This is a genomic window from Microbacterium mcarthurae (assembly GCF_046064585.1).
Taxonomy (GTDB): domain Bacteria; phylum Actinomycetota; class Actinomycetes; order Actinomycetales; family Microbacteriaceae; genus Microbacterium; species Microbacterium mcarthurae.
In genome coordinates this window covers 629666-642223 of the sequence record NZ_JAROCE010000002.1, presented here as the reverse complement: position 1 = coordinate 642223, position 12558 = coordinate 629666, and the positions used below count along the sequence as shown (strand labels likewise).

At 72.5% G+C, this 12558-nt stretch carries 11 protein-coding genes; 8 read left to right on the top strand and 3 right to left on the bottom strand.

Annotation, left to right across the window (positions count from 1 at the left end; all coding sequences use genetic code 11):
• Positions 1–20 precede the first annotated feature (20 nt).
• From P5G46_RS09650 to hpxO, 4 genes are all read left to right on the top strand, one after another.
• Positions 21–626: a helix-turn-helix domain-containing protein gene (locus P5G46_RS09650; RefSeq protein WP_239278949.1), complete on the top strand. Its 606-nt coding sequence runs from the start codon at positions 21–23 to the stop codon at positions 624–626.
• Between the two features lie 167 nt (positions 627–793).
• Complete coding sequence (gene uraD / locus P5G46_RS09645) at positions 794–1309, top strand: 2-oxo-4-hydroxy-4-carboxy-5-ureidoimidazoline decarboxylase (protein ID WP_239278947.1); 516 nt, start codon at positions 794–796, stop codon at positions 1307–1309.
• Positions 1306–1626, top strand: coding sequence for a hydroxyisourate hydrolase (gene uraH, locus P5G46_RS09640; RefSeq protein WP_239278935.1), 321 nt, complete (start codon positions 1306–1308; stop codon positions 1624–1626). Before uraD ends, uraH begins: the two co-directional genes overlap by 4 nt.
• A 9-nt stretch (positions 1627–1635) precedes the next feature.
• Positions 1636–2820 (top strand): FAD-dependent urate hydroxylase HpxO, encoded by a 1185-nt coding sequence (hpxO, locus tag P5G46_RS09635; RefSeq protein WP_239278906.1) that lies wholly within the window; start codon positions 1636–1638, stop codon positions 2818–2820.
• A gap of 290 nt (positions 2821–3110) precedes the next feature.
• Here hpxO and P5G46_RS09630 read toward each other — a convergent pair whose 3' ends face one another.
• On the bottom strand, positions 3111–3635 hold the full coding sequence (locus tag P5G46_RS09630) for an adenine phosphoribosyltransferase (RefSeq protein ID WP_239279187.1): 525 nt from the start codon (positions 3633–3635) through the stop codon (positions 3111–3113).
• Positions 3636–4196: 561 nt separating this feature from the next.
• Between P5G46_RS09630 and P5G46_RS09625 the strand changes: the two genes are divergently transcribed.
• Both P5G46_RS09625 and P5G46_RS09620 read left to right on the top strand, forming a co-directional pair.
• Positions 4197–5876: a glycoside hydrolase family 13 protein gene (locus P5G46_RS09625; protein WP_408905570.1), complete on the top strand. Its 1680-nt coding sequence runs from the start codon at positions 4197–4199 to the stop codon at positions 5874–5876.
• A 27-nt stretch (positions 5877–5903) separates the two neighbouring features.
• Positions 5904–6896, top strand: coding sequence for a LacI family DNA-binding transcriptional regulator (locus P5G46_RS09620; protein WP_408905627.1), 993 nt, complete (start codon positions 5904–5906; stop codon positions 6894–6896).
• Between the two features lie 510 nt (positions 6897–7406).
• Here the strand turns inward: P5G46_RS09620 and P5G46_RS09615 are convergent.
• Positions 7407–8600 (bottom strand): NAD(P)/FAD-dependent oxidoreductase, encoded by a 1194-nt coding sequence (locus P5G46_RS09615; RefSeq protein ID WP_408905569.1) that lies wholly within the window; start codon positions 8598–8600, stop codon positions 7407–7409.
• A 535-nt stretch (positions 8601–9135) separates the two neighbouring features.
• On the opposite strand from P5G46_RS09615, the gene P5G46_RS09610 reads away from it, so the two are divergent.
• Both P5G46_RS09610 and ypfJ read left to right on the top strand, forming a co-directional pair.
• Positions 9136–10350: an amidohydrolase gene (locus P5G46_RS09610; protein ID WP_408905568.1), complete on the top strand. Its 1215-nt coding sequence runs from the start codon at positions 9136–9138 to the stop codon at positions 10348–10350.
• A gap of 86 nt (positions 10351–10436) precedes the next feature.
• Positions 10437–11306 carry a KPN_02809 family neutral zinc metallopeptidase gene (gene ypfJ, locus P5G46_RS09605; protein WP_375094940.1) on the top strand — a complete coding sequence of 290 codons (870 nt, stop codon included), beginning with the start codon at positions 10437–10439 and terminating at the stop codon, positions 11304–11306.
• Here ypfJ and P5G46_RS09600 read toward each other — a convergent pair.
• The gene (locus P5G46_RS09600; RefSeq protein ID WP_408905566.1) at positions 11301–12557 is read right to left on the bottom strand and encodes a wax ester/triacylglycerol synthase domain-containing protein; all 1257 of its coding nucleotides are present in this window, start codon (positions 12555–12557) and stop codon (positions 11301–11303) included. The genes ypfJ and P5G46_RS09600 overlap by 6 nt on opposite strands.
• Position 12558: the final 1 nt, after the last annotated feature.

Genomic DNA, 12558 nt, shown 5'->3' with positions numbered 1-12558 from the left:
GCCACTTCTAGACTCAGGGCATGACGCAGCCGACCACCGTGGACGAGAACACGGTCTCCGCCGGAGGCGTGGGCGAGCGCATTCGATCCCTGCGCACGGCGCGGGGGATCTCGGCCCGTTCACTGGCCGCGACCCTCGGCATCTCCCCCAGCGCCGTGTCACAGATCGAGCGCGGCGTGATGCAGCCGAGCGTGTCCCGGCTCATCGCCATCACCGACGCCCTCGGCGTTCCCCTGGTGGCCGCGTTCGACCCGGCATCCGACCGTCCCATCGAACCCGCCGGCCCCTCGGGCTTCACCCTGCAGCGCGCCGGTCAGGCGCCCGACATCGTGCTCGACAGCGGCGTATCGTTCCGGCGGCTGACACCCGGCACCTCTCCCGGCGTCGACTACTTCGAGTCGATCTACCCGCCCGGGACCGCGGCCCACGGCGCCGACGGATTGTTCCACCACGAGGGATACGAGGTCGGCACGGTCGTCTCAGGCGAGCTGACCATCGACTTCGAGGCCGAGCGCGTGATCCTGCGTGCCGGCGACGCCATCAGCTACCCCTGCTCGGTCCCCCACCGCCTGCACAACACCGGCGGGGTGGACGCCGTGGCGCACTGGCTGATCGTCCACGGCTGAGACTCCCGGTTTCGGCCACACCCACGGCGCGCGCTCCGGCCCCGCCCCGCGGCACCGCTTCGTCGTGCCCGCAGAGACGGTCGGCCGCTACCGAAATGTTCCCCACAGCAACATCGCGGACACATCGCGCCACAGCCCCGTAACGCGGCGGCCCTAGCGTTGCCCGCATGCACCTCACCGCCTTCAACGCGGCCCCGCCCGCCCCCGCGGCGGAGGTGGTCCGCGTCTGGGCCGACATCCCCGGGTGGGTCGACGCCGTCGTCGCCGGCCGCCCCTACGCCGACGTCGACGCCCTCGCCGCCTACGCCGAGAACCTCGCCGCGACCTGGTCTCCCGCCGATCTCGAGCGAGCACTGCACGCCCACCCCCGCATCGGGGCGACGGTGTCGGGGGACAACGCCGAGGCCGCGGCATCCCGTCGCGAACAAGCCGCGATGACCACCGCGGCCGACGACGACGTCGCCGCGATCGCCGCGGGCAACGCGGCGTACGAGAAGCGTTTCGGTCGCGTCTTCCTCATCCGGGCGGCCGGACGCACACCGGGTGAGATCCGTTCCGAACTCGAGCGACGCCTTCGCAACACCCCCGACGCCGAGACCCTCGAAGCGACGCGACAACTCGCCGAGATCGCGCTGCTTCGCCTGCGCGGCACGATGACCGACGACCCGGAGGGCACCGAATGACGCACCTCACCACCCATGTGCTGGATGCCGCGACCGGCACGCCCGCGGCCGGGATCGCGGTGACGCTCGCGCACCTCGATGGCGCCACCATCGACTCCGCCGTGACCGACGCGGACGGCCGCCTCGCGCTCGGCCCCGACCGCCTCGCCGACGGCGACTACGCCCTGACGTTCGGCACCGGCGCGTACTTCCGCACGCGGGGCGTGACGTCGTTCCACCCCGTCGCGACCGTGGCGTTCACCGCGTCCGGCGAGGAGCACCTGCACGTGCCGCTGCTGCTCAGCCCCTTCGCCTACTCCACCTACCGCGGCAGCTGAGGAGGACCCGTGAAGGTCATCGTCATCGGGGCCGGCGTCGGAGGAACCTCCGCCGCCCTCGCCCTGCAGAAGCTCGGGCACGATGTCGTGATCTACGACCGCATGCGCGAGAACCGTCCCGTGGGCGCGGCGTTGTCACTGTGGTCCAACGGCGTGAAGGTGCTGAACTGGCTCGGCCTCGGGCCGCAGGTCGCCGCCCTCGGCGGCCAGATGGACGACATGGCCTACTACGACGGCCACACCGGCGACGAGATGTGCCGGTTCAGCCTGGCATCCGTCACCTCCCAGACCGGGCAGCGGCCCTACCCCGTCGCCCGCGCCGACCTGCAGGCGCTGATGATGGATGCCGTCGGCACAGGCCGCATCCACCTCGGGATGCAACTCGTCGAGGTCGCCGACGACGGCACCACCGTGACCGCGACGTTCGCCGACGGCACGACCGACACCGCCGACCTGCTCATCGGCGCCGACGGGGCGCGCTCGCTCGTGCGGGACTACGTCACCGAGCCCACTGGCATCCGCCCCGAGCGCGTGTACTCCGGGTACGTGAACTTCAACGGCCTCGTCCGGGCGGATCCCCGCATCGGCCCGCCGCACCAGTGGACCACGTTCGTCGGCGACGGCAAGCGCTGCGCCGTCATGCCCGTCGCCGGCGACCGCTTCTACTTCTTCGTCGACGTGCCGGGGCCCTCGGGCGTGCTCGAGGACCGCATGGCCGCCCTCGAAGAGGCCTTCGGGTCGTGGGGCGCCCCGGGCGTGCGGGCGCTCCTGGATGCCATCGACCCCGACGTTTCACTCAACCGCGTCGAGATCTGGGACATCGACCCCTTCGACACGTGGGTCCGTGGACGCGTGGCGATCCTCGGCGACGCCGCGCACAACACCGCCCCCGACATCGGGCAGGGGGCGTGCTCGGCGCTGGAGGACAGCTTCGCCCTCGGCATCGTGTTCGCCACGACGACGCTCGGCGTCGAGGATTCGCTGAAGCGATACGAGCGCATCCGCACCGAGCGGGCGGGCGACCTCGTGCTCCGCGCCCGCAAGCGCGCACACGAGACGCACGCGTTCGACGTCGAAGCGACCCAGGCCTGGTACGACGGCCTGCGCCGCGAGGACGGCTCGGGCGTCATCCGCGGCATCGTCGGCAACATCGAGGGCAGCCCCGTCGAGCTCGGGGCGTCGGTACTGCGCTGACGCCGGGGCGCGGTGCGGTAGGGCCGGGGCGGTGGGGCGCGGCGGTGGGGCCGGGGCGGTGGGGCGCGGCGGTGGGGGCGGCGGCTTCAGTGTCCAAAACACGCGGACGGCAGCACACGGCATCCGCGTGTCCTGGACACCCAACCCCGCAGCACCCGACCCCGACACTCCAGTGTCCACAACACGCCGACGGCAGCACACGGCATCCGCGTGTCCTGGACACTCAACGCCGCAAAACCCCGCGCACACGGCAGCACCGAAGGAACCGGCACGCGCCGCGGGCGCGAGAATCAGGCGTGGAAGACCGTGTGCACGTCGCCGCCCAACACGGCGCGGCCGCCGAGGGCGTCGATCTCGAGCAGCACCGCGGTGCCGGTGACCTCACCGCCGAGCCGGGCGACGAGCGCGCGTCCCGCTTCGAGCGTGCCCCCCGTGGCCAGGACGTCGTCGAGCAGCAGCACGCGGGTACCCGAGGCGATGTCGTCGTGCATCTCGATCTCGGCGGTGCCGTACTCGAGTGCATACGAAACGGATGCCGCGGGCCGCGGGAGCTTGCCCGCCTTTCGGATCGGCACGAGCCCAACGCCGGCCGCCACGGCTGCGGCTCCGGCGAGCAGGAAGCCGCGCGCCTCGATGCCGGCCACGACGTCGAACTGCCCCGCGAAGGGCTCGAGCAGCGCGTCGATCGTCGCGCGCAGGGCCTCGGCATCCGCCAGCAGCGGTGTGATGTCGCGGAACACGACCCCCGGTTCGGGGTAGTCGGCAATGCTGCCGATCAGCGATTCGGCACGGGCGAGAGCGGAAGCGTCGGGCACCGCCCCAGCCTAATCGTCGCCCGCCGGTCGCGCCCTGGCGCACCCCCGTCGCCCTCGCCCGTCCGCAAAACGCGAGCGTGCGCTTCAGTGTCCACAACACGCGGGTGGCGGCGCCCGGCATCCGCGTGTCTTGGACACCGAAGTGAGGGGCCGACGCGCGCGCGACACGGGCACCATGCGCCGCGGCAGTCACGCAGCCCTGGGCTGATCCGCCGGGCCGACACCCTCGCCCGTCCGCAAAACGCGAGCGTGCGCTTCAGTGTCCACAACACGCGGGTGGCGGCGTCCGGCATCCGCGTGTCTTGGACACCGAAATTGGAGGGGGCGACGCGCGCGCCCCGAGCACCATGCGCCGCGCCGACGCCCGCGCGACCCGGGCACGATACGCCGCGCCGACGCCCGCGCGACCCGGGCACGATGCGCCGGGCCGACGCCCGCGACCCGGGCATGCCGCGCCTCGGGCGGTCCGGCTCGTGACACGGCGGAAACGCAGCCCCGGTAGTCTGCGATCGTGTCGACGCCCTTTCTCGCTATGCAAGCGCTTGCAGTAGGTTGGACCGCATGACTTTCACGCAGCAGGACACGCGTCCCGAACTCGAGTCCGCTCCGGGTTCCGAGTGGTGGCGCACGGCCGTCATCTACCAGATCTACCCCCGCTCCTTCGCCGACGCCTCGGGCGACGGCCTGGGCGATCTGCCCGGCGTCACGGCGCACCTCGACGACCTCAAAGACCTGGGAGTGGATGCCATCTGGCTGAGCCCCTTCCAGCGGTCGCCGCAGAAGGACGCGGGGTACGACGTCGCCGACTACCGCGACGTCGACCCGATCTTCGGCACGCTCGCCGACTTCGACGCGATGCTCGCCGGGGCGCACGAGCGTGGCATCCGGGTGATCGTCGACCTGGTGCCGAACCACTCCAGTGACCAGCACGTGTGGTTCCAGGAGGCGCTCGAGGCCGCTCCCGGCAGCCCGGAGCGGGGGCGCTACATCTTCCGTGACGGGAAGGGCGAGAACGGCGAGCTGCCGCCCAACAACTGGGAGTCGGTGTTCGGCGGCGGCATGTGGAAGCGGGTCACCGAGGCCGACGGCACCCCGGGGCAGTGGTACCTGCACATCTTCGACGAGTCGCAGCCCGACTTCGACTGGACCAACCCCGAGGTGCGCGCGGAATTCCGCGACATCCTGCGCTTCTGGCTGGACCGCGGGGTCGACGGGTTCCGCGTCGACGTCGCCCACGGCCTCATCAAGGCCGAGGGTCTCCCCGACTTCACGCCCGACCCCGAGGGCGGTTCGATGGGCGGCGACTCCGCCGGCGTTCCGTACTGGGGCCAGCCCGGTGTCCACGACGTGTGGCGCGAGTGGCACGAGGTGCTCGCCGAGTACGACGGCGACCGCGCCCTGTGCGCCGAGGCGTGGTTGCCCACCGTCGCGCAGACCGCGCTGTGGGTGCGCCCCGACGAGATGCACCAGGCCTTCAACTTCGCGTACCTCGAGACGAAGTGGGATGCCGAGGCCCTGCGCGACGTGATCGAGGAATCGCTCATCGCCTACGGGGCCGTCGGCGCGCCGAGCACCTGGGTGCTGTCGAACCACGACGTCGTCCGGCACGCCTCGCGTCTCGCGCTGACCGCGGAGAACCCGCAGGGCGCGGGTATCGGCCCGAAGTCCCCCGGGCAGCCCGACCCCGTGAAGGGGCTGCGCCGCGCGCGGGCCGCGACCTCCCTGATGCTCGCCCTGCCGGGTTCCTCCTACCTCTACCAGGGTGAGGAGCTCGGCCTGCCCGAGGTCATCGACCTCCCCGACGACGCCCGGCAGGACCCGACGTGGTTCCGCACCGAGGGCGAGCGCTACGGCCGCGACGGCTGCCGCGTCCCGATCCCGTGGACCGCCGAGGCCCCCGCCTACGGCTTCAACGACACCGGCGCCGCCTGGTTGCCGCAGCCCGCCGAGTGGGCGGAGCTCGCCCGCGACGTGCAGCGCGACGACCCGGCATCCACCCTGTCGCTGTACCGCTCGCTGCTCGCCGAGCGCCGCGCGCACGGCCTCGGCGCGGGATCGCTGAAGTGGCTCGACGGTTTCGGCGACGACGTCGTGGCATTCCGCAACGGGTCGATCGCCGTGGTCGCCAACCTCGGTGACGCTCCCGTCGACCTCCCCGCCGGCGAAGTGCTCGTCGCGAGCGGCCCGCTCGACGGCGATCGCCTGCCGACCGACACGACCGTCTGGATCGCCACGGCCTGAGCCGTGGCATCCGGAATCCGCGAGACCATGGTCGGCATCGACGAGGTCGCCCGCCGGGCGGGTGTGTCGACGGCCACGGTCTCGCGGGCCCTGAGCGGTCGAGGTCCGGTCTCGCCCGTCACCCGCCAGCGCGTGCAGACCGCCGCCGATGAGCTGGGCTACGTGGTCTCGGCTGCCGCGTCGGCCCTCGCCACCGGACGGGCGCGGGCGATCGGGGTCATCGTGCCGTTCCTCGACCGGTGGTTCTACAGCACCGTGCTGGCGGGGATCTCGGACGGACTCGTGCGCCGAGGCTTCGACATCACCCTCTACGGTGTCAGTGCGGCGGCCGAGGAACGGCAGCGGGTGTTCTCCGACAACGTCCGGCGTCGTCGCGTCGACGGGATCATCACGATCGCGCCGGAGCTCGACGCCGACGAGGCCGCATCACTGCGGGGGCTCGGCGTGCCGATCGTCGCGATCGCGGGCCCGAACCCGCTCCTGACGACCCTCACGGTCGACGACCTCGCCGTGGGACGCCTCGCCACGCGCCACCTCCTCGACCTCGGCCACCGCCGCATCGCCCACATCGGCTCCCCCGAGGTGACCGGGTCCTCCGTGCCCGCTCTGCGCCGACGCGGCTTCGCCGAGCAGATGGATGCCGCGGGCGCACGGCCGCTGTTCGCCGACGCGGACTTCACGATCGAGGGCGCGTCGACCGCCGCTCGGCACCTGCTCGACAGCACCGAGCGCCCGACCGCCATCTTCGCGGCGTCGGACGAGATGGCGATCGGCGCCATCCTGGCCGCGCGCGAGGCCGGGCTGCACGTGCCCGACGACATCTCGATCATCGGCGTCGACGGCAACGAGCTGGGGCGCTGGTTCGGCCTGACCACGGTCGACCAGTTCGCCCGCTGCCAGGGCGAGCGCGCCGCCGAGGCCGTCCTCGCCGAGCTCGACGGTGCAGCGCCGGCCCTACGGCGTGGCACCCTGCCATTCGCATTGCTCGAGCGCGGGTCGACGGCGACGGCGCCAGGCTGAGGCTGACGCCCGCGCCCCTGGCATCCCGGCACAACCCGCGCCCCCGGCATTCCGGCACAACTCCTGCAGGTCACACGCCTGCCGCCGGAATCGGCGCCTGGATGCCGAATCGCCGGAGTTCTGCGCCTCGTCCGGTCGCACCCGCCTCGCGCAGACTCCCCGCCTCGCCCGGACTCCCCGCCTCGTCCGGTCGCACCCGCTTCGCCCGGTCGCACCCGCCTCGCCGGGTCGCACCCGCCTCGCCCGGCCGTACCCGCCTCGCGCGGTCACACCCGCCTCGCCCGCGCCCCTGGCATCCCGGCACAACTCCTGCACATCACACGCCTGCCGCCGGAATCCGCGCCGGGATGCCGAATCGCCGGAGCTCTGCACCTCGCCCGGGCTCCCCGCCTCGCCCGGTCACACCCGCCTCGCGCGCACTCTCCGCACAACTCCGGCACACCGCGCGCGAGAGACGGCGGGTGCGGATCGGCGGCCCGGTGCCACCGGAGTTGTGCCGCCGCCTGGACGTCAGCGGATACGGCCCACCAGGTCGGCGCGCGTGAGGGTATCGGCCTCCGCGAGCACTGCCCGGGCGGCGTCGCGGGCGTTCTCGATGTTCCACAGCAGCACGCCGACGACGCGATCGTCGTCGAGGTAGTAGACGACGCCGTGGTCGGCGTCGATCCAGTCCTCCACGGTGTCCAGCGACGAGTCCAGCGTTCCGACGGCCTCGTACCGGATGCCGAACACCGCCGAGTAGTAGTACGGCGTGTGCGTGTACGGCTCCCCGGCGCCGGCGAGGTTCCGTCCCACGGCACGCCCCATCTCGTTGGAATTGTCGACGTGCTCGACGCGACGCCGTCCGAGCAGCCGGTCGGGGTAGCTGGCCACGTCGCCCGCGGCCCAGATGCCGTCGGCCGAGGAGCGCAGCTGCGCGTCCACCACGATCCCGTCGTCGACGGCGAGCCCCGCGGCTTCGGCCAGGCCGGTGGCGACATCGATGCCGAGGCCGCTCACGACCGCGTCGGCGCGCACCTCGTCACCGCCCTCGAGCACGAGCCGGACGCCGTCGGCATCCGCCTCTCCCGCCTCGACCTTCGAGCCGGCGACGATCTCGACCCCGGCGTCGCGGAAGAGCTTCTCGAACCGCTCCGCCAGCGCGGGCGGGAAGACCGCGTCGCCGAGCACCGCTCCGGTGTGGATCAGCACGGTGTCGACGCCGTTCTGCACGAGCGCGGCGGCGAGCTCGGAGCCGATGTAGCCGCCGCCGACGACAGCGATGCGCACGACATCCTCGGACAGGGTGCGAAGGTGCCGGTAGTCCTCGGCCGTGCGGAACGTGAGTGCGCGCGCGCCCCCGCTGCGGTCGTCGATGGGGAGGGGCACGGGGTGTCCGCCGGTCGCGAGCAGCAGCTTGCCGTACGAGAACGTCTCGCCGGCGGCATCCACTTCTCGCGCCTCGGGGCGCACGGCCGTGGCACGTGTGCGCAACCGGATGTCGGCGCCGGTGTCGTCGGCGGTGCCGAGCGGCACCTTGTCCCAGGTGAACTCGTCGTCGGTCCACAGCTTCTTGCTCAGCGCGGGACGCGTGTAGGGCTCGTCGACATCGTCGCTCAGGATGCCGATCGACCCGCTCGTGTCGAGCTCGCGGATGCCGCGCGCAGCACTGTCGGCGACCATGCCGCCGCCGACGATGAGGTAGTCGAAATGTGTCGTGGCCATGCGGCCAGCCTCCCCGCCGCGCCCGCCGCAACGGGACGGCTGGACAGGCGCCCCGGCATCCGGTACCCGGGTCCCGGAAGCGGGAGCTTCGGTGTCCACAACACGCGGATGCCACGCCCCCGCATCCGCGTGTCCTGGACACTCAACCGCAACGAGCCGCCCCGGCCGCACCCCCGCCGCACCCCCGCCCCGGTACCGGCACCCGCACCGGGACCGGGACCGGGACCGGCACCGGCACCGGCACCGGCACCGGGAGCTTCAGTGTCCACGACACGCGGACACCACACCCCCGCATCCGCGTGTCCTGGACACTCAACGCAACGAGCCGCCCCGGCCACACCCCCGCCCCGGGCGCCCGGAGCTTCAGCGTCCACAACACGCGGACACCACACCCCCGCATCCGCGTGTCCTGGACACTCAAGGCTCGAGCGGGCCGGGGAGGCGGGCGCGGCCCGCATGGGCGCGAAGGAACGGCGCGAGGGAAGAGGGTGGCCGCAAGGGCGCGAGGGAGGGGCGGGCGCATAGGCTCGGGGGCATGAGTGTCGACCTCGAAAGCCTGTACACCGACCTGCACACGCATCCCGAGCTGTCGTTCCAGGAGACGCGGACCGCGGGCGTCATCGCCCGCCACCTCGCCGACCTGGGGCTCGAGGTCGAGGAGGGCGTCGGCCGGACCGGCGTGGTCACCAAGATCGACAACGGCCCCGGGCCCGTGGTGTGGCTGCGCGCCGACATGGACGGCCTGCCCGTCCAGGAGCAGACCGGCCTCCCGTACGCCAGCACCGCCCGCGGCACCGACCCCGCGGGCAACACCGTGCCCGTGATGCACGCGTGCGGACACGATATGCACGTCACCGCCCTCATCGGTGCGCTCGAGCGCCTCGTCGCCACCACCGGCGAATGGTCGGGTACCGTCGTCGCGGTGTTCCAGCCCGCCGAGGAGTACGGCGCCGGATCGCAGGCGATGATCGCCGACGGCGTGCTCGACCGCTACCCGCGCCCCGATATCGTCCTCGGCCAGCACGTCACGCCACTCCCGGCCGGCACGATCGGGGTGCGCCCGGGAACGCAGATGGCCGCGTCCGATGGGCTCACGGTCGTCTTGCACGGACGCGGCGGCCACGGCTCGCGCCCGCACTCCACAATCGACCCGGTCGTCATGGCCGCCGCAACGGTCATGCGCCTGCAGACCGTGGTCTCGCGGGAGGTCGACCCTCGCGACGTCGCCGTCGTGACGGTCGGCTCGATCCACGCGGGCCTGAAGAACAACATCATCCCCGCCGAAGCGAAACTCGAGCTCAGCCTTCGCTACCCCGACGACGAGGCGCGCGCGCGCGTGATGAGCAAGGTCGAGCGGATCGTCCGCGCCGAGGCCGAGGCATCCGGAGCCGAACAGACGCCGACGATCTCCGTCGATCATTCGCTGCCGCCCACGATCAACGACCCGGATGCCACATCCCGCCTGACGGCCGCTTTCCGGCGGGCGTTCGGTGAGGCCGGCGTCGTCGATCCCGGCATGTTCACCGGGAGCGAGGACGTCTCGTGGTTCGCGCGGGAGTCGGGGGCGCCGCTGGTGTTCTGGTTCTGGGGCGGTGTGGACCCTCAGACGTTCGCGGATGCCGTGGCCGGCGGCACGGTCGAACGAGACATCCCGACCAACCACTCGCCGTTCTTCGCCCCGGTCATGCAGCCGACGATCGACCGCGGGGTCGAGAATCTCGTCGTCGCCGCGCGGGAGTTCCTGGACTGACTGTCGGCGTCTCAGGGGCGTGACCGGCTGACCCGCGGGTTTCAAGCCCCCTTTCCGGCGTGGCACCGCGCGCTACCGTCGCGGTCGTGACGTTCAACGACAACGCCCGCGTGGGCGGGAACTCCGCCCGACGCCGGGGTGGCACGGTAGCCGCCGTCGGTGGCGGCGCGGTGGGTATCGGTGCGATCGCCGTGCTGCTGATCTCCCTCTTCACCGGGACCGACCTGACCGGGCTCCTCGGCGGCGGGGGCGCCGCCCCGCAGACCGGCGGGGAGCGCATCGCGAATTGTGAGACAGGCCAGGATGCCAACGCCGGCGACGACTGTCGGCTCGCGGCCGCGTCGCTGAACCTCGACCAGTTCTGGGGCAGGACGCTCGAGGGGTATCGCGAACCGCAGCTCATCATCGTCGACGGGTCGACGTCGACGCAGTGCGGCACCGCGTCCAACGCCACCGGTCCCTTCTACTGCCCACCCGAGGAGACGGTGTACGTCGACCCGACTTTCTTCGCGATCCTGCGCGAACAGTTCGACACCACCGCGGGTCCGCTCGCCCAGCTGTACGTGCTCGCGCACGAGTACGGCCACCACGTGCAGAACCTCATCGGAGTGATGGAGCAGTACCCCAACAACGGCACCGGTCCCGCGAGCAACGGTGTGCGAACCGAGCTGCAGGCGGACTGCTTCGCGGGCGCCTGGGTCACCGACGCCGAAGAACAGGTGGATGAGAACGGAACGCCCTACCTGGAGCCGCCCACGGCGCAGCAGATCGCGGATGCGCTGGCGGCGGCGGCGTCCGTCGGCGACGACCACATCCAGGCCGAGTCCGGCGGGGTCGTGAACCCCGAGAGCTGGACGCACGGATCGAGCGAGCAGCGCCAGCGCTGGTTCGACGCCGGGCGCGCGGGGGGCGTCGAAGCGTGCGACACGTTCTCGGTGCCGGCGGAGAGCCTATAGTCCTCGACCGGCGTCGGCCCGCAGTGCCTCCCACGCGTCGTGCGCGGCGTCGGCGAACGCCTCCACGCCCGGGACCGCGGTCGGGTCGACGCAGAAGCCGACCCCCAGCCACCGGTCGTTCGAGATCGCCGCGACGCGGAGCGCGTGCCGAGGGGCCGGTTCGGACGACGTGTAGACGTGCGTGACGCGCCGACCCGACACCGCGACGGCGACCCGCGGCCCCGGCACGTTCGACACCGACAGCGCGAACGCGCGCGGACCGTCGGCGAAGCCGCGCACGGCCGCCCCGAACGGCCCCGCCGCGGCGAGCGCGTGGAACAGGTCGGCGAGCGACCGCGCGTCATTGTCGCGCTTGCGCTCCCGGGTCTGGGCGCTGAGCAGGTCGAGACGACGCGCATCGTCGGCTTCGTGCAGACACAGGTCGACGTCGACGAACGAGTCCCGGTTGCCCGCGCTCGCGGCATCCTCCCCCGCCTCGTGCAGGCTCACGGGAACCTGGGCGTTCAGGTGCGGCAGGTGCCCGCGCGCGACGAGCACGCGGCGCACCGCCCCGCCGACGACCGCGAGCAGCACGTCGTTGATGGTCGCGTGGTCGGTCCGGGCGGCGCCGACCGCGTGGGCCTCGCGCAGCGGCACGTCAGCGAAGGCCAGTGCCCGCCGCGCCGTGATCGGTCGATCGAACGGCGACCGTGAGCCCGGGTGACCCAGTTCGCGCGCGAGGGTGCGCGGCATCCGTTCCCACTCCCGCCATCGCGAGGGCCGAGAATCGGGATCGCGGATGCCGACCTCGTGCGCCGGATCGTCGTGCGGTTCGAAGACCACCGCGTCCAGGAAACGGACGGCCGTGATCCCATCGGCCATCGCGTGGTGCAGGCGGACGGCCAATGCCTCTCGACCGTCGGCGAGCGGCCCGACGAGGTCGATCGTCCACAGCGGACGGGCGCGGTCGAGCGGTTCGGACATGAGCCGTCCCACGACCGCCCGGAGTTCTCCGGGGTCGGCGGCGGGAAACTGCCGTACGTGCGCGGCGATGTCGAGCGCGGTGTCCTCCCACTGCGGCGAGGCGTGACCCACGACTCGCTGCCGCGCGCGGGGAAACCCGCCGAGGCGAGAGAGCACACCCGCGCGGACGGCCTCGAGATCCAGCGCCGCACCCGGCTCCAGCACCAGCAGCTTGAGCGCGTGCCCGCGGACCGCGTCGGACTCGAGCGCGAGGATGCGCGCATCGTCGTCCGAGAGGGGCTCCCCCATG

Excerpts from the sequence above, each read along its gene's own strand:
- uraD (WP_239278947.1), top strand. The coding sequence starts at position 794 with ATGCACCTCACCGCCTTCAACGCGGCCCCGCCCGCCCCCGCGGCGGAG.
- P5G46_RS09625 (WP_408905570.1), top strand. The coding sequence starts at position 4,197 with ATGACTTTCACGCAGCAGGACACGCGTCCCGAACTCGAGTCCGCTCCG.
- uraH (WP_239278935.1), top strand. The coding sequence starts at position 1,306 with ATGACGCACCTCACCACCCATGTGCTGGATGCCGCGACCGGCACGCCC.
- P5G46_RS09620 (WP_408905627.1), top strand. The coding sequence starts at position 5,904 with ATGGTCGGCATCGACGAGGTCGCCCGCCGGGCGGGTGTGTCGACGGCC.
- P5G46_RS09600 (WP_408905566.1), bottom strand. The coding sequence starts at position 12,557 with ATGGGGGAGCCCCTCTCGGACGACGATGCGCGCATCCTCGCGCTCGAG.
- P5G46_RS09610 (WP_408905568.1), top strand. The coding sequence starts at position 9,136 with ATGAGTGTCGACCTCGAAAGCCTGTACACCGACCTGCACACGCATCCC.
- P5G46_RS09615 (WP_408905569.1), bottom strand. The coding sequence starts at position 8,600 with ATGGCCACGACACATTTCGACTACCTCATCGTCGGCGGCGGCATGGTC.
- P5G46_RS09650 (WP_239278949.1), top strand. The coding sequence starts at position 21 with ATGACGCAGCCGACCACCGTGGACGAGAACACGGTCTCCGCCGGAGGC.